Annotated in this window: 15 protein-coding genes; 11 read left to right on the top strand and 4 right to left on the bottom strand. The window is 71.4% G+C overall.

All coding sequences use genetic code 11. From position 1 onward, the window contains the following. Positions 1 to 35: 35 nt before the first annotated feature. Positions 36 to 644, bottom strand: a complete 609-nt coding sequence (rpsD, locus tag ACFO0C_RS04930; protein WP_378065297.1) for a 30S ribosomal protein S4 — start codon at positions 642 to 644, stop codon at positions 36 to 38. A 70-nt stretch (positions 645 to 714) separates the two neighbouring features. Between rpsD and ACFO0C_RS04935 the strand changes: the two genes are divergently transcribed. Continuing rightward, positions 715 to 1,452, top strand: coding sequence for a DUF2470 domain-containing protein (locus ACFO0C_RS04935; protein WP_378065298.1), 738 nt, complete (start codon positions 715 to 717; stop codon positions 1,450 to 1,452). A gap of 117 nt (positions 1,453 to 1,569) precedes the next feature. Here the strand turns inward: ACFO0C_RS04935 and ACFO0C_RS04940 are convergent, their stop codons facing one another. Further along, positions 1,570 to 3,246 carry a hypothetical protein gene (locus ACFO0C_RS04940; RefSeq protein WP_378065299.1) on the bottom strand — a complete coding sequence of 559 codons (1,677 nt, stop codon included), beginning with the start codon at positions 3,244 to 3,246 and terminating at the stop codon, positions 1,570 to 1,572. 223 nt (positions 3,247 to 3,469) lie between these two features. On the opposite strand from ACFO0C_RS04940, the gene hisI reads away from it, so the two are divergent. Genes hisI through ACFO0C_RS04955 form a run of 3 tightly spaced genes read left to right on the top strand, consistent with a single transcriptional unit; the run spans position 3,470 to position 5,855 of the window. Continuing rightward, a complete protein-coding gene (hisI, locus tag ACFO0C_RS04945; RefSeq protein ID WP_378065301.1) occupies positions 3,470 to 3,835 on the top strand; it encodes a phosphoribosyl-AMP cyclohydrolase in 366 nt (121 codons plus the stop codon). Beyond that, complete coding sequence (locus tag ACFO0C_RS04950) at positions 3,832 to 5,334, top strand: anthranilate synthase component I (protein WP_378065302.1); 1,503 nt, start codon at positions 3,832 to 3,834, stop codon at positions 5,332 to 5,334. The genes hisI and ACFO0C_RS04950 overlap by 4 nt, the downstream gene beginning before the upstream one ends. After that, on the top strand, positions 5,331 to 5,855 hold the full coding sequence (locus tag ACFO0C_RS04955) for a Trp biosynthesis-associated membrane protein (RefSeq protein ID WP_378065303.1): 525 nt from the start codon (positions 5,331 to 5,333) through the stop codon (positions 5,853 to 5,855). Before ACFO0C_RS04950 ends, ACFO0C_RS04955 begins: the two co-directional genes overlap by 4 nt. Before the next feature lie 22 nt (positions 5,856 to 5,877). Here ACFO0C_RS04955 and ACFO0C_RS04960 read toward each other — a convergent pair whose 3' ends face one another. Next, a complete protein-coding gene (locus ACFO0C_RS04960) occupies positions 5,878 to 6,147 on the bottom strand; it encodes a hypothetical protein (RefSeq protein WP_378065304.1) in 270 nt (89 codons plus the stop codon). A 409-nt stretch (positions 6,148 to 6,556) separates the two neighbouring features. On the opposite strand from ACFO0C_RS04960, the gene trpC reads away from it, so the two are divergent. The 5 genes from trpC (at position 6,557) to ACFO0C_RS04985 (ending at position 11,771) form a co-directional block, all read left to right on the top strand. Further along, on the top strand, positions 6,557 to 7,348 hold the full coding sequence (gene trpC, locus ACFO0C_RS04965; protein WP_317797202.1) for an indole-3-glycerol phosphate synthase TrpC: 792 nt from the start codon (positions 6,557 to 6,559) through the stop codon (positions 7,346 to 7,348). Continuing rightward, positions 7,345 to 8,586 (top strand): tryptophan synthase subunit beta, encoded by a 1,242-nt coding sequence (gene trpB, locus ACFO0C_RS04970; RefSeq protein ID WP_378065305.1) that lies wholly within the window; start codon positions 7,345 to 7,347, stop codon positions 8,584 to 8,586. Before trpC ends, trpB begins: the two co-directional genes overlap by 4 nt. Next, positions 8,583 to 9,380 carry a tryptophan synthase subunit alpha gene (gene trpA / locus ACFO0C_RS04975; protein WP_378065306.1) on the top strand — a complete coding sequence of 266 codons (798 nt, stop codon included), beginning with the start codon at positions 8,583 to 8,585 and terminating at the stop codon, positions 9,378 to 9,380. The genes trpB and trpA overlap by 4 nt, the downstream gene beginning before the upstream one ends. A gap of 76 nt (positions 9,381 to 9,456) precedes the next feature. After that, the gene (gene lgt / locus ACFO0C_RS04980; protein WP_378065307.1) at positions 9,457 to 10,578 is read left to right on the top strand and encodes a prolipoprotein diacylglyceryl transferase; all 1,122 of its coding nucleotides are present in this window, start codon (positions 9,457 to 9,459) and stop codon (positions 10,576 to 10,578) included. Between the two features lie 5 nt (positions 10,579 to 10,583). Continuing rightward, the gene (locus tag ACFO0C_RS04985; RefSeq protein ID WP_378065308.1) at positions 10,584 to 11,771 is read left to right on the top strand and encodes an FAD-dependent oxidoreductase; all 1,188 of its coding nucleotides are present in this window, start codon (positions 10,584 to 10,586) and stop codon (positions 11,769 to 11,771) included. Positions 11,772 to 12,194: 423 nt separating this feature from the next. On the opposite strand, the gene ACFO0C_RS04990 is transcribed toward ACFO0C_RS04985, so the two are convergent. Further along, entirely contained in the window at positions 12,195 to 13,067 is an 873-nt protein-coding gene (locus tag ACFO0C_RS04990; protein WP_378065309.1) for a GNAT family N-acetyltransferase, read from the bottom strand. Between the two features lie 172 nt (positions 13,068 to 13,239). Between ACFO0C_RS04990 and gltB the strand changes: the two genes are divergently transcribed. Both gltB and ACFO0C_RS05000 read left to right on the top strand, forming a co-directional pair. After that, positions 13,240 to 17,811: a glutamate synthase large subunit gene (gene gltB / locus ACFO0C_RS04995; RefSeq protein ID WP_378065311.1), complete on the top strand. Its 4,572-nt coding sequence runs from the start codon at positions 13,240 to 13,242 to the stop codon at positions 17,809 to 17,811. After that, entirely contained in the window at positions 17,804 to 19,273 is a 1,470-nt protein-coding gene (locus ACFO0C_RS05000) for a glutamate synthase subunit beta (protein ID WP_378065312.1), read from the top strand. Before gltB ends, ACFO0C_RS05000 begins: the two co-directional genes overlap by 8 nt. The last annotated feature ends 331 nt before the right edge of the window (positions 19,274 to 19,604 follow it).

The following is a 19,604-nucleotide window of genomic DNA, read 5'->3' on the forward strand; positions in this document are numbered from 1 at the left end:
CGCCATTTCAGCGATTCAAGAGCCTGTACTGCTGATCAGCGTGCGTAGTACTCGACGACGAGCTGCTCGTCGCAGAGCACCGGGACCTCGGAGCGGACCGGGACACGGATGACCGTGGTCCGGAGCTCCTCCAGGACGGTCGACAGGTACGGCGCGGTCGGGCCGTCGATGTGCGTACCGGTCGCCGCGATCTGGAACGGCGGCTTCTGCCGGCTGGTCTCCTTGACCTCGATGACCTGGCCGGGCTTCAGCTTGTAGCCGGGGCGGTCCACCTTCTTGCCGTCCACGGTGAAGTGACCGTGCACGACGAGCTGGCGGGCCTGGTAGATGGTCCGGGTGAAGCCGGCCCGGAACACGGTGGCGTCGAGGCGGCGCTCGAGCAGCGTGACCATGGTCTCGCCGGTCTTGCCCTCAGCCTTGTGCGCGGCGTCGTAGGCCGCACGCATCTGGACCTCGCTGATGTTGTACTGGTGGCGCAGCCGCTGCTTCTCCAGCAGCCGGACCTGGTAGTCCGACGCCTTGCGACGGCCACGGCCGTGGACGCCCGGCGGGAACGGACGGCGCTCGAAGTACTTGACGCACTTACGAGTCAGAGGGATGCCGAGGGCGCGCGACAGCTTCGCCTTGGGTCGAGAGTTGTTCAACTGCGATCTCCTGTTACGGTTAGCCTTGCCTAACTTAGGTAAGCCTAACCGGTGCCCGGAGGTGCTCGTCATGCAACCCAGTCCCGCCGAGATCGCGCGTACCCTCGCCGCCGGTCACCTGCCCGCCGTCGCCCACATCGCCTGCCGTCCCGGACCCACTCCGGTCCGGCACGTGACCGACGCCCAGGGACGTGTCCTGCTCCTCGTGCCCAGCGAGGGTACTCTCACCGGCGCACTCCGCCCACAGGACGGCAACGACGACACCGCGCTCGTTCTGGACATCCGTGACGTGCCGCCGATGGCGACCTCACCGTCGCTGGGCCGCATCTGGGTCTCCGGCTGGGCCGCGAAGCTGGAGGGCGACGACGCCCGGGCCGCCGCGCTCGACTACGCCGACACCGACGCCTGCGGCGACCTGCTCGACATCGGCGAGAGCCAGGATCTCTACCGGATGGAGGTCGCCGAGGTGCGCTGGGAGCGCAGCGAGAAACTCGTCGAGATCGACCCGGACGACTACGCCGAGGCCACCCCGGACCCGCTGCGCGCCGTCGAGTTCGACCTGATCGCCGACCTCGCCGACCACCACATGAGCGAGATGAGCGACTACGTGCGCCGCCAGCTGGGCAAGGACGCCCGCCCGGGCGACGAGCCCAAGGTGGTGCGGATGGACCGGTACGGCTTCCTGGTCAGGATGGGCGGCCGCAGCGCCCGTCTCGCCTTCCCCCGCCCGGTCACCGACCGGCACGATCTGGCGCACCTGCTGCACCCGATCCTCTGCCGGCGCTGCTGCGACAGCAGCGCCGCCTAGAACGAGGCGGGATCGGCGTGGCGACCTTCTGCCGCCGTCATGCCACGCCGATCCCGTCTTCGAGCCCTGCCACCCGGTGCCGCGGGTGGCAGGGCTCACATCTTTTCAGCGTCCCGCTTACAGCGACAGGATCCGGTCCAGGAACTCCCGGTAGCCGCGCATCGCCATCCGCATGCTCTCGGTGTCCGGAGTGTCGGTGCCCCGCAGAGGGTCCAGCTCGTCCCGCTCGGCCAGCAGCACCTCGGTGAGCTCGTTCACCGCATCGGTCAGCAGGTCGTGGGCCCGGGTCAGCGCGGTGACCGGGTCGTCGACGAACTCCGCCTTCACCTCGTGCCACGCCGCCCGGAAGTGCCGGGCCGCGTCCTCGTCCCAGATCGTGCGGCCGATCAGCGGCTCCTCGCCGGACTGGTCGGCGGCCTCCTCGGCCGGTGCCGCCCGGCGGCCGGCCCGGCGGACCGGCTCGACATCCTCCAGGCTGGCCGAACGCCGGGCCACCGGAGCCACGACCTCGTCGGCCGACTCCTCACGGGCCCGGCGGGCGGGCGGCGCCGGCGGGAAGGTCAGGAACTCCGACGGCGGCGTGACCGTGCCGGCATGCGGAGCAGCGGGAGTGACCGACGCCACACCGAAGGCCTCGGCCGGGCGGCCCAGGCTGTAACCGGTCGGCGCGAAACCGTACCCACCCTCGGTGGTCGGCGGCAGACCGGCGTCACCCAGGTCGATCGTCAGGTCGGGGGGCGTCCGCGTCGACGGGATCTGCACCGGCGCCGACGCCACGGCCGGGGCCTCCGCCGCCGGCGAGACGGGCGCGGGCACGGCCGGGTCGGCCGGCTCCGGCGGCTGACCGGGCAGCCCGGACACCGGCTGCAGGTTCCCGGCCGGGTGGTCCGGGGTGAAATCCGCGACCGTGTACGGGTTCGGCGCGTACGCCGGCGACACGGGGGCACCCGAGACCGGACCGCCGGAGACCGGGGTGCCCGCCACCGTCGGGACCGGCTGGGTCAGGCCGGGCACCGAAGCCCAGCCGGCGGCCGCGCGCGGCGGGTCGGCCGGAACCTGCCCCGGCGACTCCTCGACCGGCTCGCCCGAGGGATCCGGGGCGGCTTCGCCGGTCTGCGCGTAGCCGGGCGCGCCTGCCCGTCCGTTCATGTCCTCACGTCCGTTCTCGTCGCTGGGTCCCGCCACCTCGGCGGTCTCCTGGCCGGCGTCCGGCGGAGTCCGGTCCGCGGGCTCGTCCTCCGGTGTGGCTCCGGCCGTCTCCTCGTCGGTCGGCTCGTCGCCGACCTGAGTCTCGCTGTCCCCGGTCTCGGCGGCAGGATCGGGATCGTCACCGTCCCGGTCGCCATCGTCACCGTCCCGGTCGCCATCACCGTCGCGGTCGCCGAAGAGGAACCGCCCGGCCCGCCCGCCGAGGCCGAAGCCACTCTCCGGCGCACCGGACTTTACGTCCTGGACGGGTTTCTCCTCGTCCTCCGGAGGTACTGAGTGATCAGGATCGCCGTTCCGTCGCTGCTCCGTCGCATCGGCGTCCGGGCGGTGGCGCTGGCCGCCCCGGCCCGCACGATTCAACCCGAACGGATCGGCCGCGTTACCCGGATGACGGGTGGCCGAGGCGATCGGCGCCAGCGGCGGGATGGGCCGGCTGCGGAAGCTGCCGAGCGGCGAACCGTTCAGCAGATCGGCGGGAGTCTCCAGCGGCTCGTCGACCGCCGGTTCCGGCTCGGGCCGGACCTGCCAGAAGCGGGCCAGGCCGGGCGAGGGCCGTGCGTTGTCGGGGCTGGACGTCGGCTCCATCTCGGTTCACCACTCCCGTTGCGAGTCCGCGCCCGCCGGGATGCCTGAATCCGCAGTTCTCGCCGTGCGGCACACCGGGCGGCGGGCGCCGGGCAGTCAGGCACGTACCGCGCTTCCCGGCGACGGTACCGCTCGGAATCGTCGAGCACACCCCCGGTTACCGGATCGTGGGCCCCCTGCGGGTCGTTACGGCCGCCGCCGGTGATGGGGGAGAATCGTGCGCGTGCCCGCACCCGATGTAGAGACCACCCTGGACCCGGCGATCGCCGCCCGGCTCAAGCGCACCCCCGACGGACTCGTCGCGGCGGTCGTGCAGGAGCACGGCACCGGCGACGTCCTGATGCTCGGCTGGATGGACGACGAGGCCCTGCACCGCACCCTGACCACCGGCCGGGCCACCTACTGGTCCCGCAGCCGCCGGGAGTACTGGGTGAAGGGCGAGACGTCGGGTCACCACCAGCATGTCCGGAGCGTCTCCCTGGACTGTGACGGCGACGCGTTGCTGGTCACCGTCGTGCAGACCGGCGCGGCCTGCCACAACGGCACGCACACCTGCTTCACCGACGACCTGCTTGCGGAGGGCCAGTGACCAGCGGAGCCACGTTCCCCGACGAGGCCGGGTTCGTCGCGCAGCGCAAGCGTGTCGTCCCGGTCACCCGCAAGCTGCTGGCCGACGGCGAGACCCCGGTCGGCGTCTACACCAAACTGGCCGGTGGCCCGGGCACCTTCCTGCTCGAGTCGGCCGAGCAGGGCCTGGCCTGGTCGCGGTATTCGTTCATCGGGGTGCGCAGTGTCGCGACGCTCGTCGAGCGCGACGGGCAGGCCGCCTGGCTGGGCACCCCGCCGTCCGGCGTCCCGCTCGGCGGTGACCCGGTGGTGGCGCTGCGCGAGACGGTGGCCGCACTGACCGGCACGCTCGACGAGAGCCTGCCCCCGCTCACCGGTGGTCTCGTCGGCTACCTCGGCTACGACCTGGTCCGCCGTTTCGAGCGGCTGCCGTCCACCGCCGCCGACGACCTGCGCCTGCCCGAGCTGGGCATGCTGCTCGCCACCGACCTGGTGGTCCTCGACCACCACGAGGGCTCGGCGCTGCTGGTCGCCAACGCGGTGCTCGACGCCGACGCCGACGACGCGGCCCGCCGTGCGGCGTACCACCAGGCGGTCGGCCGTCTCGACGCGATGACCACCGCGCTGTCCCGGCCGACCCCGCCGATGGTCTCCACTGTCGATCGCCGACCGGCCGGTGAGCCGGTCAGCCGTACTCTTCCGGGTGATTATCAGAAGTCGGTGGAGGAGGCCAAGGAGGCTATCCGGGCCGGTGAGTGCTTCCAGATCGTGGTGGCGCAGCGGTTCGAGCGGCCCACCGACGCCAACGCGCTCGACGTCTACCGGGTGCTGCGGGCCACCAACCCGAGTCCGTACATGTACCTGCTCCGCTTCGACGACTTCGACATCGTCGGCTCCTCGCCGGAGGCGCACCTCAAGGTGAGCGCCAAGCGGACCGCGCTGCTGCACCCGATCGCCGGCACCCGCTGGCGTGGTGCCACCCCGGAGCAGGACGCGGCGCTCGCCGCCGAGCTGCTCGCCGACCCGAAAGAGCGGTCCGAGCACGTGATGCTGGTCGACCTGGGCCGCAACGACCTGGGCCGGGTCTGCGAGCCGGGCAGCGTCGAGGTGCCGGAGTTCGCCCGGATCGAGCGGTACAGCCACGTCATGCACATCGTGTCGACAGTGGTCGGCCGTCTCCGCGACGACCGGACCGCCTTCGACGCGCTGGCCGCGACGTTCCCGGCGGGCACCCTGTCCGGCGCGCCCAAGGTCCGGGCCATGGAGATCATCGAGGAGCTGGAACCGACCCGGCGCGGCCTCTACGGCGGCACGGTCGGCTACTTCGGTTTCGCCGGCGACATGGACATGGCGATCGCGATCCGGACGGCCCTGCTCAAGGACGGCGTCGCCTACGTCGGCGCGGGTGCGGGCATCGTCGCCGACTCCGACCCGGCCGCCGAGGAGCTGGAGACCCGTAACAAGGCCGCCGCGGTGCTCGCCGCGATCGCCTCGGCGGAGACCCTGCGCGCCGCCCGATGAAGACGTACTTCGCGGCTGTCGCGTCCGGCCTGGCCGGGGGCGGGCTGGCGCTCTACGCCGCGACCCGGGTCTGGGTGGCCGAGGTCGAGCAGAGGCCCGGATTGTCAGATCTTCGGACCGAGCAGACCGGCGCCGACCTCCAGCCGTGGCTGATCGGCCTCGCGGTCGTCGCCCTCGCCGGGACGGGGGCTCTGCTGGCCACCCGCGGCGTCGCCCGCCGGCTGCTGGGCGGTCTCCTGGCGCTGGCCGGAGCGGGTGTCGTGGTGGGTGCGGTGCTGGCCCGGGCCGGTGCCGACCCGGGGGTGGCGAGCCCGGTCTGGCCGATCGCCTGCGCCTGCGGCGGCGCGGCGGTCGTGGTGGGCGGTGTCCTCGCGGCCCGTCACGGCCACCGGTGGTCGGCGATGTCCTCGCGGTACGAGAGACGCCCGGCCGCCCCGGCCGAGGTGGAGACAGCCGGCCCCGCGGCGGGCCGGGACCTGTGGGACGCCCTGGACCGTGGCGAGGACCCGACCGCCCGCTGAGCCGTGCTCCCGGTGTGCGCCCTTACCGGTGTGCGCCGGTCAGCGGCTTGGCACGACGGCGGGTGGCCGGGGCGCTGGCGAGCATCGCGGCGACGGCACGGGCGGTCTCCACCCGCGCGGCGGCCCGGGCCCGGTCGGCCTGGATGGCGTCCCACGCGTTCTCCCGGGCGGTCCGCACGTTGTCGGAGCCGACGACGGCGCGCTGGACGCCGTTGGCGACCTCGGCGGCGACCGACACGAGGACTCGGGACACGACGGCGAAATTCATCGGCTGGGGTGACTCAGTGGCCATGGGTCGACTCCGCATCATCGTCCGGCTGGCTGACGGCGCGCGGGAAAGGAACCGAACGCCGGGACAAGTCTGCCCGAGTCACATGATGGTGGAGTCGTATTTCCGCACGGTGACACCCGTGTCAACGCGGAGTGGTATCGGCCGAACGGGGGAGGTGCCCCAGTACAACGGCCTGAGGCTTCTTCGCACGGTGTGAGCGATGAGACATCCTCGGCGGGCAGCCTGGCATTATGCCGCAGTCCATTCCGTGAGGCGCGCCATACCCCCGGCAGCCCGTCACCCGCCGTCACCTCCTAGCATCGGGCCGAAGACACCCGGAGAGGGGAGTCATTACGTGACATCCGATCAGGCGGAAGCGGGCAGTGGCGGACCCGCTCGCGAAGCGGCAAAGCAGAACGTTCTCGAGGAGATCCTCGCCGGCGTCCGTGAGGACGTGGCGGCGCGGCAGGCACAGGTGCCTCTCGAGCGGGTGAGGGAGCTCGCCGCGGCGGCCCCGCCGGCGATCGACGCGTACGCCGCGTTGCGCAAGCCCGGCGTGGCGGTGATCGCCGAAGTGAAGCGAGCGTCCCCGTCGAAGGGCGCCATCGCGGACATCCCCGACCCGGCCGAGCTGGCGGGGGAGTATGCGCAGGGCGGCGCCCGGTGCATCAGCGTCCTCACCGAGGGCCGGTGGTTCGGCGGCTCGCTGGACGATCTCGCCGCGGTTCGCGCCGCCGTGAAGATCCCGGTGCTGCGCAAGGACTTCGTGGTCTCCAGCTATCAGGTGCACGAGGCGCGCGCCCACGGCGCCGACCTGGTGCTGCTGATCGTCGCGGCCCTCGAGCAGAACGTGCTTGTCGGCCTCCTGGAGCGCATCGAGTCGCTGGGCATGACGGCCCTCGTCGAGGTGCACAACGAGGAGGAGGCGGACCGGGCACTCGAGGCCAACGCGAAGGTCATCGGCGTCAACGCCCGCGACCTGCGCACCCTCGAGGTGGACCGGTCGGTCTTCGAGCGGATCGCCCCCGGTCTCCCGCAGAACGTGGTGAAGATCGCCGAGTCCGGCGTGCGCGGCCCGCACGACCTGATCCGGTACGCGTCGGCCGGTGCCGACGCCGTGCTGGTCGGTGAGGGCCTGGTGACCCAGAAGTCGCCGCGTGACGCGGTGGCCGAGCTGGTCAACGCCGGTAACCACCCGGCGACGCCGAGGCCGGTGCGGTGACCGCGCCGAGTTTGCCGGACCTCGCCGGGCACTTCGGGAGGTACGGCGGGCGGTTCGTGCCCGAGGCCCTGATCAAGGCCCTCGACGAGCTGGACGCCGCGTACCGGTCGGCGAAGCAGGATCCGGAGTTCCAGAAGGCCTTCGAGGGCCTGCTGCTGAACTACGCGGGTGTGCCGTCGCTGCTCTACCGGGCGACCCGGCTCTCCGAGGCCCTGGGCGCGGAGATCCTGCTGAAGCGGGAGGACCTGAACCACACCGGCGCCCACAAGGTGCGCAACGTGCTGGGTCAGGCGCTGCTCGCCAAGCGGATGGGCAAGCCCCGGGTGATCGCCGAGACCGGCGCCGGCCAGCACGGCGTGGCCTCCGCGACCGCGGCCGCACTGCTCGACCTGGAGTGCGTCGTCTACATGGGCGAGACCGACACCCAGCGGCAGGCGCTCAACGTGGCCCGGATGCGGATGCTCGGCGCGACCGTGATCCCGGTGACGAACGGGTCCCGGACCCTCAAGGACGCCTTGAACGAGGCGTTGCGGGACTGGGTCTCCACCGTCGACACCACCCACTACCTGCTGGGGACCGCGGCCGGCCCGCACCCGTTCCCGGAGCTGGTCCGCGACTTCGTCGGCGGCATCGGCGTCGAGGCCCGGGCCCAGTGCCTGGAGCAGCTCGGCCGCCTGCCGGACGCCGTGGCGGCGTGCGTGGGCGGCGGGTCCAACGCGATCGGCATCTTCCACGCCTTCGTCCCCGACGAGGGGGTCCGGCTGTACGGCTTCGAGGCCGGCGGCGACGGCGTGGAGACCGGCCGGCACGCGGCGTCGATCACCGGTGGCTCGGTCGGTGTGCTGCACGGCAACCGCACCTATCTGCTGCAGGACGACGACGGTCAGACCATCGAGTCGCACTCGATCTCGGCCGGCCTGGACTACCCGGGTGTCGGCCCGGAGCACGCCTGGCTGCACGACTCCGGCCGGGCGGTCTACGAGCCGGTCACCGACGCCGAGGCGATGGCCGCGTTCCAGCTGCTGTGCCGGACCGAGGGGATCATCCCGGCGATCGAGAGCTCGCACGCTCTCGCCGGTGCCGCGAAGATCGCCCCGCGCCTGCGTGAGGAGCTGGGCCGGACGCCGACGATCGTGATCAACCTGTCCGGGCGCGGCGACAAGGACGTGCACACCGCGGGCGCGTATTTCGGCATCCTCGACCAGGTCGAGACGGTCGTTCCCGGGGAGAACACGTGAGCATCGCGACGACGTTTGCCAAGGCGAAGGCGGAGAACCGGTCGGTGCTGGTCGGCTGCATGCCGGCCGGCTTCCCGACGGTCGACCACAGCATCGAGCAGATGATCGCCATGCACGAGGCCGGCTGCGACGTGATCGAGGTCGAGCTGCCGTACTCGGATCCGGTGATGGACGGCCCGGTGATCCAGAAGGCCAGTGACATCGCGCTGGCCAACGGGGTGCGTACCCGCGACACCCTGAAGATCATCGACGCGGTCTCGTCGGCGGGCGCCACGGTCGTGCTGATGACCTACTGGAACCCGATCGAGAAGTACGGCGTCGACGCGTTCGCCCGTGACCTGGCCGCGGCCGGGGCGACCGGGCTGATCACGCCGGACCTGATCCCGGACGAGGCGGCCGAGTGGATCGCCGCCGCGGACGCGCACAAGATCGACCGGACGTTCCTGGTGGCGCCCAGCTCCACCGACGAGCGGATCGCGATGACCCTGGCGAACTGCCGGGGTTTCGTCTACGCGACCGCCCTGATGGGTGTCACCGGAGCCCGTAAGACCGTGTCGTCGCAGGCCCCCGAGCTGGTCCAGCGGATCCGGTCGATCGACCCGGAGATGCCGGTCGGCGTGGGCCTGGGCGTCGGCAACGGCCGGCAGGCCGCCGAGGTGGCCGCCTTCGCCGACGGCGTGATCGTCGGCAGCGCGCTGATCCGCTGCATGCTGGAGGCCGGCGACCGGGCGACCGGCCTGAAGAATCTGCGTGCCCTGAGCGCCGAACTGGCCGAGGGCGTCCGAGGGAAGTAAAGGCAGGGCACCGGTTGGATTTCAGCCGGTGCCCTGGGCATCACAGATCGACCGCGCGGCGGTAGCGTGTGCACCCGTGATAATCGCCGCCATCCCCAGCCCCACCGAGTCGGTGTGGCATGTGGTCGGGTTCCCGATCCGCGCCTACGCCCTCTGCATCATCGCCGGCATGGTCGTCGCGACGCTTCTGCTGGAGCAGCGGCTGCGGCACCGTGGTGCGGCGCCGTGGGTGTCCCTCGACATCGTGGTCTGGGCGGTGCCGTTCGGCATCATCGGCGCCCGGATCTATCACGTGATCACTTCGCCGCAGGACTACTTCGGTGCCAACGGTGACCCCGTCAAGGCGTTCTTCATCTGGGAGGGTGGCCTCGGCATCTGGGGCGCGGTCGCCGGTGGCGCGGTCGGCGCGCTGATCGCGGCCCGGCAGATCGGCATCCCGCTGAGTGTCATCGCCGACTCGCTGGCCCCGGCGCTGCCGGTGGCGCAGGCGATCGGCCGGCTCGGCAACTGGTTCAACAACGAGCTGTACGGCAAGGTCACCACCCTGCCGTGGGGCCTCGAGGTGCACGAGATGGACTCGTCGAACCCGGGGCACGCGGTCATGATCGACGGTGAGCCGGTGACCCGGCCCGACCTCTATCATCCGACCTTCGCGTACGAGCTGATCTGGAACCTCGGCGTGGCCCTGATGGTCTGGCTGGCCGACCGCAAGTTCAAGTTCGGCCGCGGCCGCGCCTTCGCCCTCTACGTGATGGGCTACACCGCCGGCCGCCTGTGGATCGAGATGCTGCGCGTCGACGAGGCCAACACGTTCTTCGGCATCCGCCTCAACGTCTTCACCTCGATCATCATCTTCCTGGGCGCGGCGATCTACTTCGCCGTGGTCCGCGGCCCGCGCGGCTACCTGGTGCCGATCGACGCGCCGGACACCGTGCCCGCGCCGGAGGCGGCCGAGGGCAGCGACGTCTCGCAGCTCGACGTGACCGCCGCCGGCAAGGACGACGCCCGTAAGGTTCCGGTCTCCTACCGCCTGGTCACCGAGGAGCAGTTCCGGGAGTACCAGGAGACCGGGGCGCTGCCGGCCGGGGAGGAGCCCGGTGAGAAGGCCGAGGCGAAGAAGGACGGCGAGCCCGAGGCCGTGGCCGCCACCGTCGGGGATGCCGACAAACCGGCCGACAAACCCTCCGACGAGAACTGACCCCCATGCGTACGGCCGTGGTGGTGGGCGCGGGGATGGCCGGCCTGGCCGCCGCGGGCGCGTTGTCCCGTTCCGGCTGGCGGGTGACCGTCCTGGAACGGGCCGAGCGGGTCGCCGCACCGCCGACCGCGGTGGTGCTCTGGCCCAACGGCCTGCGCGCGCTCCAGTCCCTCCATCCGGACGGCGGCTGGACGGCGATCGCGTCGCCCCTGCCGGACGGTGGCGTCCGCCGTCCGGACGGTCAGTGGCTGGCCGCGCCGCGCGCCCGTTCCTCGGCGGGCGCGTCGCCGTCGGCCGCGCATCTGGAGGATGTGTACGACGCGCTGGTCGCGGGCCTCGGTGACGTCGAGATCCGCACCGGTTTCGACGCGACGACGATCCGGGCCGGTCTGCGTACCCGGCCCGCGGTCAGCGACGGGCGTACCACGATCGAGGCCGACCTGCTGATCGGTGCGGACGGCATCGACAGCCGGGTCCGTGCCGCGGTGGCGCCCGAGTCGGTGGCCGTCGGTTCCGGTTTCGCGGCCTGGCAGGCGGTCATCCCCGGGTTCCGGGTGCCCCGGCTCGACGGCGACCGCTGTGTCGGCGGCGAGACCCTCGGCGCCGGCTACCGGTTCGTCGCGATCCCGCTCGGCGACCATGCGGCCGGCCGGGGTGGCGTCTACTGGGTGGCCACGGCCGCCGGCGCCCCGCGCCCGGAGGCGCCCGCGACCCAGCTCGCCCTGTTGCGCCGGTGGTTCGCCGGCTGGCACGAGCCGGTCGGTGCGCTGCTGGCGGCCACCCGGCCGGACGACCTGGTTCCGCAGGGTGTCCGCGAGCTGCGCCCACTGCCCCGCGCCTACGGTTTCCCGGCCGGTCCGGGCGGTGTCGTGCTGGTCGGTGACGCCGCGCACGCCATGCCGCACCATCTGGGGCAGGGCGCCTGCCTGGCCTTCGAGGACGTGGCGACGCTCCGGTCACTGGTCGACGGCACCGAGCCGGGCGCCGCGCTGACCGAGGCCGTCGAGTCCTACAGCCGTCTGCGCCGTCCGCGCACCACCACCGTCGTCCGGCAGAACCGCCGGATGTCCGCGGTGGTCCAGGCCCGCGGGCGGCTCGCTCTTCGCGCGCGTGATGCGGCGCTCAATCACATGCGGCCGCGACTGCTGGCCCGTTCACTGGATCCGTCGGCCGACTGGACCCCACCGGAATAAAATCACCGGAAACGCAAATCCGGTCCCGGTTGTCGCATTCCTTCCGGCGATGCGCGAATTCCCCGCCGCCATTCCCTTGGTACGCACGTAACCGCACACAACCGCACCATTCCCGTCCCGTTCGTCCCCCGCGACGCAGGCGGCGCTCCAGGCCGAGGCGCGACCGCCGGGCTGATGCGGTGGTCCCGGCCGGTCGTCACCGCTGTCTCATGAGCGGTGGGAGCCGGCCGGGGGCGTGTTCAGACTGCGGGACCCGTGAGGATGGAAGATCTCACAGTCCGGTTCACCCGTTCGAAAAGATCATCGGGCCGGGGCGCGAGGCGTGCTCACAGCCCCGGGTGCGGCGTGGCGGTAAGCACTGAAGAGGAATCAGGTGCTTACCGCGTACCATCATGTGGGAACTGTGAGGAATCGCTGACGCCGCTACAGCGGCGCCGCGGCGGGCTCCGCGATGCAGGCCGTGCCCACCCGCCGGAAGCCGACGCGGGTGTAGAGCCGGGCGACGTCGTCGTCGCCCGCCGAGAGGAACACCAGGTTGACGCCGTCCTTGAGCAGTCGCCCGGCGATCGTGGCGGTGAGCTGCGAGGCGTAACCGCGGCGTCGCGCCGACGGCAGGGTGGCCACCCCGACCACCTCGGCGACGTCACCGCTGCGCTGGCTGGTCGCGGTGGCGACGATGCCCTCGCCCGGCGCCTCGGCGACCGCGGTGAGGAAGTCGCCACCGTCGAACATCTCCCGAGCCTGTCGCACGGCCTCGGCCGGCAGTGGCCCGCCGGCGTCCCGCTCGGCCGGCCCGGCCCCATCGATGACCAGCCCTTTCTCCACCACCTCAAGCGGTGCCTGGTAGGCCGGCGCGGCGAATCCGAGACGGCCCACCGCCCGGGACGCGCGGAGATCGGCGGGGAACGTGGCGGCGGCCGGATCGAGGTAGCGGATGGTCGCCTCCCGCAGTGGCAGGTCCGGGACGAGGGCTGCCGGGTCGAGCACGAGCAGCGGGGCGAGGAGCACGTCGAGACCCGCCGACCGGGCGACGGCCAGCAGGTCGGGGGTGGTCTCGTGCACCCACTCGAAGGTCTCGGGCAGCCCGAGTTCGCGCTGGCGGGCGCGGGTGTCGATGATGTCGGCGGCGGAGGGGGTGTGCGAACCCAGCCTCGGCCGGGCATAGTAGGGCCAGCCCTCTCCCTCGCGGATGAAGAGAACGAGAGACCCGATCTCTTCGACTCGCGTCCAGGGTCGGGGCAAAGCGTCGTAGAACCGCTCGAGCCGGTCGAAGAGGCCGGAATCCACTGGCGCCATCGCGCGAGACTACCGGTCCCCGCACCGGCTGTGCTATTCAGTTCGTCCGCAGATCGGTGTGTGGTCGCACCAGGTGTGATCAATCCGCATCTGGCGGAGATCAGAGGCTCTTAACGTAGACTCAAGAGACTTTGCAGGGCCGACGTCGTCCCGACCTCAGAATGAAACACCAGTGACGACAGGAGGCCCGGTGGCATATCCGCACCCCCAGGGGCTTTATGACCCTCAGACGGAGCGCGACGCCTGCGGTGTGGCATTCATTGCCGACATTCACGGTCGTCGCTCCCACGATGTGGTGGCCAAGGGTCTGACCGCGCTGATCCGGCTGGACCACCGGGGCGCGCGCGGCGCCGAGCAGAACACCGGTGACGGCGCCGGCATCATGATCCAGATCCCGGATGAGTACTACCGTGCCGAGGCCGGCTTCGAGCTGCCGCCCGCCGGTCGGTACGCGACCGGCCTCGTGTTCCTGCCCACGGACCTCGACGATGCGGCCCGGGCGACGAAGGTGTTCGAGAAGTACGTGCTCGTCGAGGGCGGCGAGGTGCTCGGCTGGCGTGACGTGCCGGTCGACCCGTCCGACCTGGGCGCGACCGCGGAGGACGCCCGTCCCGCGATCCGCCAGGTGTTCCTGTCCGCGCACCGGCTCGTCGACTCGCCCGCGGGTCCGGCCGGTGAGGCGCTGAGCGGTCTCGAGCTGGACCGGGTGGCGTTCTGCATCCGTAAGCAGGCCGAGCGCGAGACCTCGCAGCGCGGCGTCGCGGCCTACTTCCCGTCGCTGTCCTCGCGGACCATCACGTACAAGGGCATGCTCACGCCCGAGCAGCTGCCGGCGTTCTTCCCGGAGCTGTCCGACGAGCGCGTGACCAGTGCGATCGCCCTGGTGCACTCCCGGTTCTCGACCAACACCTTCCCGTCGTGGCCGCTGGCGCACCCGTACCGGCTGATCGCTCACAACGGTGAGATCAACACGATCCGCGGCAACAAGAACTGGATGGCCGCCCGTGAGGCGCTGCTGTCCACGCCGAACCTGCCGGGCAACATCAAGCGCCTCTTCCCGATCAACTCGCCGGAGGCGTCCGACTCCGCCAGCTTCGACGAGGTCCTCGAGCTGCTGCACCTGGCCGGCCGCAGCCTGCCGCACGCGGTGCTCATGATGATCCCCGAGGCCTGGGAGAACGACCCGGAGATGGAGCCCGCGCGGCGCGCCTTCTACCGGTTCCACGCGAGCCTGATGGAGCCGTGGGACGGCCCGGCCGCCGTGGCGTTCACCGACGGCACGATCATCGGTGCGGTGCTCGACCGGAACGGTCTGCGCCCGGGTCGCTGGTGGCACACGAAGGACGGGCTGGTAGCGCTCGGTTCCGAGGCCGGCATCATCGATGTCGACCCGGCCGACGTGGTGGCCAAGGGCCGTCTCCAGCCCGGCAAGATGTTCCTCGTCGACACCGCGGCCGGCCGCATCGTGCACGACGGCGAGATCAAGGCCGAGCTGGCCGCCGCCGAGCCGTACGCGGACTGGCTGCACGCCGGTCTGATCGAGCTCAACGACCTGCCCGCCCGCGAGCACGTGATCTACACCCACGACTCGGTGCTGCGCCGCCAGCAGGTGTTCGGCTACTCCGAGGAGGAGCTGAAGATCCTGGTGGCGCCGATGGCGCGCAGTGGGGCGGAGCCGCTCGGCTCGATGGGCACGGACACCCCGATCTCACCGCTGTCGACCCGGCCGCGGTTGATGTTCGACTACTTCCACCAGCTGTTCGCGCAGGTCACCAACCCGCCGCTGGACGCCATCCGGGAGGAGCTGGTCACCAGCCTCTCCATGACGATCGGGCCGGAGGGCAACCTGCTCAAGCCCGGCCCGGCCAGCTGCCGGCAGATCGCCATGCCGTTCCCGGTGATCGACAACGACGAGCTCGCCAAGATCCTCTCCATCGACGAGGACGGTGACCTGCCCGGTTTCAAGGCGGTCAGGGTCTCCGGGCTGTACCCGTTGCGCGACGGCGCGGCCGGCATCAAGGCCCGGCTCACCCAGATCTGCCGGCACGTGTCGGAGGCCATCGAGGACGGTGTGCGCATCCTCGTGCTCTCCGACCGCGACTCCAACGCGGACCTGGCGCCGATCCCGTCGCTCCTGCTCACCGCGGCCGTGCACCAGCACCTGGTGCGCGAGCAGACCCGGACCCAGGTGGCCCTGGTCGTCGAGTCCGGTGACTGCCGCGAGGTGCACCACGCCGCGACCCTGATCGGCTTCGGCGCGGCGGCCGTCAACCCGTACCTGGCCTTCGAGAGCGTCGACGACCTGATCGCGACCGGTGCCCTGGTCGGTGTGGAGCCGCGCAAGGCGGTCCGCAACTACGTGAAGGCGCTCGGCAAGGGCGTCCTGAAGATCATGTCCAAGATGGGCATCTCGACCGTCTCGTCGTACTGCGGCGCGCAGGTCTTCGAGGCCGTCGGCCTGGACAACAAGCTGCTCCAGCGCTACTTCGCCGGCACGTCCGGCCGGATCGGCGGCGTCGGTCTCGCCGAGATCCACGCCGAGATCAAGGCGCGGCACGAGAAGGCGTACCCGGCGAACAAGGCGGAGCGCGCGCACCGCCGCCTCGAGGTCGGCGGTGAGTACCAGTGGCGCCGCGAGGGTGAGCTGCACCTGTTCAACCCGGAGACGGTCTTCCTGCTCCAGCACGCCACCCGCAGCAAGCAGTACGACGTGTTCCGCCGCTACACCGACAAGGTCAACGAGCTGTCGGCCCAGGCCGGCCACCTGCGGGGCCTGTTCCGGTTCGACTCCGACCGGGAGCCGATCTCGATCGACGAGGTCGAGCCGGTCAGCGCGATCGTCAAGCGGTTCTCCACCGGCGCGATGAGCTACGGCTCGATCTCCGCCGAGTCGCACGAGACGCTGGCCATCGCGATGAACCGGCTCGGCGCGAAGTCGAACACCGGTGAGGGCGGCGAGGACGTCGAGCGGCTCTACGACCCGGAGCGCCGTTCCGCGATCAAGCAGATCGCCTCCGGCCGGTTCGGCGTGACGAGCGAATACCTGGTCAACGCGGACGACCTGCAGATCAAGATGGCGCAGGGTGCGAAGCCGGGCGAGGGTGGTCAGCTGCCCGGCAACAAGGTGTGGCCGTGGATCGCCAAGACCCGGCACGCCACCCCGGGCGTCGGCCTGATCTCGCCGCCGCCGCACCACGACATCTACTCCATCGAGGACCTGGCCCAGCTGGTCCACGACCTCAAGATGGTCAACCCGCAGTCGCGGGTGCACGTCAAGCTGGTCAGTGAGATCGGCGTGGGCACGGTCGCGGCGGGTGTCGCCAAGCTCAAGGCCGACGTCATCCTGATCTCCGGCCACGACGGCGGCACCGGCGCGTCCCCGCTGAACTCGCTGAAGCACGCCGGCACCCCGTGGGAGCTGGGCCTGGCCGAGGCGCAGCAGACGCTGCTGCTCAACAAGCTGCGGGACCGGGTCACCGTGCAGGTCGACGGTCAGCTCAAGACCGGCCGTGACGTGGTCGTGGCCGCTCTGCTGGGCGCCGAGGAGTTCGGTTTCGCGACCGCGCCGCTGATCGTCTCCGGCTGCATCATGATGCGGGTCTGCCACCTGGACACCTGTCCGGTCGGCATCGCCACGCAGAACCCGGTGCTCCGCGAGCGCTTCACCGGCAAGCCCGAGTTCGTCGAGAACTTCTTCCTCTTCCTGGCCGAGGAGGTTCGCGAGATCCTCGCCGAGCTGGGCTTCCGCAGCATCGACGAGGCGATCGGCCGCGCCGAGATCCTCAACGTGGTCGAGGCCGTCGACCACTGGAAGGCCAAGGGGCTCGACCTGTCGCCGGTGCTCTACGTGCCCGAGCTGCCCGAGGGCGCGGCCCGTCGCGGTGTCGTCGCCCAGGACCACGGTCTGGACAAGGCGCTGGACAACGAGCTGATCGAGCTGGCCCAGCCGGCCCTGAGCGACGGCCTGCCGGTGCACGCCGAGTTGGTCGCCACCAACGACCAGCGCAGCGTCGGCGCGATGCTGGGCGGCGAGGTCAGCCGGCGGTTCGGCGGCAACGGTCTGCCCGACGACACCATCTCGTTCACCCTGCGGGGCACCGGTGGCAACTCGTTCGGCGCCTTCCTCCCGCGCGGTGTCACGCTGCGGCTGATCGGCGACTCCAACGACTACGTCGGCAAGGGTCTGTCCGGCGGCCGGCTGATCGTGCGCCCGGCCGAGGACGTGCCGTTCACGGCGGAGGACAACACCATCGCCGGCAACACCATCCTGTACGGCGCGACCGGCGGTGAGATCTTCCTGCGCGGCAAGGTCGGCGAGCGGTTCGCGGTGCGCAACTCCGGTGGTGTGGCGGTCGTCGAGGGCGTGGGCGACCACGGCTGCGAGTACATGACCGGCGGCACCGTGGTGGTGCTCGGCCCGACCGGGCGCAACTTCGCGGCCGGCATGAGCGGTGGCAAGGCGTTCGTGCTCGACCTCGTCCAGTCGCAGGTCAACCCGGAGCTGGTCGACCTCGGCCCGCTCACCGACGACGAGCGCGACCAGCTGCGCTCGCTCGTGGAGAAGCACCACGCGGAGACCGACTCGGGTGTCGCGGGCAAGCTGCTCAAGGACTGGAGCGCGGCGGTGGAACGGTTCACCGCCGTGGTGCCGCGCGACTACAAGCGCGTCATGGAACTGATCAGGACCGCCGAGGCTGCCGGTCGCAACGTCGACGAGGCGGTCATGGGAGTCACCAGTGCCTGACCCTAACGGTTTCCTCCGCTACGAGCGGCAGCTCCCGAAGCGCCGGCCGGTGCCGGTGCGGATCCTGGACTACAAGGAGGTCTACCCGCCCGCGGGTGAGGCGCTCATCCGTGACCAGGCGACCCGCTGCATGGACTGTGGCATCCCGTTCTGTCACGACGGCTGCCCGCTGGGCAACCGCATCCCGGACTGGAACGACCTGGTCCGGACCGGGGGGTGGGCCGCGGCGTCGGACTCGCTGCACGCCACCAACAACTTCCCCGAGTTCACCGGCCGGCTCTGCCCGGCGCCGTGCGAGGCCGCCTGTGTGCTCGGCATCGCCGACGACCCGGTGACGATCAAGCAGGTCGAGGTGGAGATCGCCAACTACGCGTTCGGCGTCGGCCTCAAGCCGCAGCCGGCGCCGGCGTCCTCCGGCCGGTCGGTCGCGATCGTCGGGTCCGGCCCGGCCGGCCTGGCCGCCGCCCAGCAGCTGGCGCGGGCCGGTCACGCCGTCACCGTCTACGAGCGTGACGACCGGATCGGTGGCCTGCTGCGTTATGGCATCCCCGACTTCAAGATCGAGAAGCACGTCATCGACGCGCGGCTCGCGCAGATGTCGGCCGAGGGCGTGGAGTTCCAGACCGGCGTCGACGTGGGCACCGACATCACCGCCGACGACCTGCGCGACCGGTACGACGCGGTGTTGCTGGCGGCGGGCGCGCTCGCCGGCCGGGACACCGCGGAGACGCCGGGCCGTCACCTCAACGGCGTGCACCTGGCCATGGAGCACCTGGTCCCGGCCAACCGGATCGTCGCCGGTCTGCAGGAGACGACGCCGATCGACGCGAAGGGCAAGCACGTCATCATCATCGGTGGCGGCGACACCGGCGCCGACTGCCTGGGCGTCGCCCACCGGCAGGGCGCGGCGTCGATCACCCAGCTCGACCAGTACCCTCTGCCGCCCGAGCTGCGTACCGGCGTCAAGGACCCGTGGCCGACGTGGCCGCTGATCCTGCGCAACTACGCCGCGCACGAGGAGGGTGGCGACCGCGTCTTCGGCGTGGCCGTGCAGGAGTTCGTCGGCGACGAGAACGGCGACCTGGTCGCCATCCGCATCGCCGACGTGCAGGTCCAGCGGATCGACGGCGTGCGCACGGTCAGCGTCACTCCCGGTTCCGAGCGCGAGTTGCGCGCCGATCTGGTCCTTCTCGCGATCGGGTTCGAGGGTACGGAGGACCAGCCCCTCCTCCAGCAGTTCGGCCTGACCCGTAACCGGCGCAACGTCCTCGACGCCGACCAGGGCTGGCAGACCGGCGCCGAGGGTGTCTTCGTCGCGGGCGACATGCACAAGGGCGCGTCCCTGATCGTGTGGGCGATCGCCGAGGGGCGGGCCGCCGCGGCCGCCATCCACCAGTACCTGGGTGCGGCGGGCGAACTGCCGGCCCCGGTCCGTTCGGACTCGCAGCCGCTGTCCGTCTGATCCCCTTTCCACGGTCCGGGCCCGTCACCTTTCGGTGGCGGGCCCGGTGCTTTTCCGGCGGCCGTCACCAAAACGGGCGTTAATGGGCGAGCGGCAGGTCTTGACAATGGCGCTTGTCGATGTGTCGCGGGGTCGTGGGGTGGCGCTGACGGCCCCGCGGGGCCGACGCGGTGGCCGATCGGGCGGGCCGGTGGATGCGTGCGGACCGTCGGGCGGAGGTATCTCATCGGTATACATCGATCAAATGGATGCCTTTTGCGCTGGCCGGGCCGGTTGTGGGCCGTACTCCATCAAGGGGTTGGGGCATGTGCCGTCGGTCGCCGTGAGCGGA

Origin of the sequence: Actinoplanes subglobosus (genome assembly GCF_042650585.1) — a bacterium.
Classification (GTDB): domain Bacteria; phylum Actinomycetota; class Actinomycetes; order Mycobacteriales; family Micromonosporaceae; genus Actinoplanes; species Actinoplanes subglobosus.

Coding starts and splice junctions, on each gene's coding strand:
- ACFO0C_RS04985 (WP_378065308.1), top strand. CDS start 10,584: ATGCGTACGGCCGTGGTGGTGGGCGCGGGGATGGCCGGCCTGGCCGCC.
- ACFO0C_RS04955 (WP_378065303.1), top strand. CDS start 5,331: ATGAAGACGTACTTCGCGGCTGTCGCGTCCGGCCTGGCCGGGGGCGGG.
- ACFO0C_RS04960 (WP_378065304.1), bottom strand. CDS start 6,147: ATGGCCACTGAGTCACCCCAGCCGATGAATTTCGCCGTCGTGTCCCGA.
- ACFO0C_RS04935 (WP_378065298.1), top strand. CDS start 715: ATGCAACCCAGTCCCGCCGAGATCGCGCGTACCCTCGCCGCCGGTCAC.
- ACFO0C_RS04990 (WP_378065309.1), bottom strand. CDS start 13,067: ATGGCGCCAGTGGATTCCGGCCTCTTCGACCGGCTCGAGCGGTTCTAC.
- ACFO0C_RS04940 (WP_378065299.1), bottom strand. CDS start 3,246: ATGGAGCCGACGTCCAGCCCCGACAACGCACGGCCCTCGCCCGGCCTG.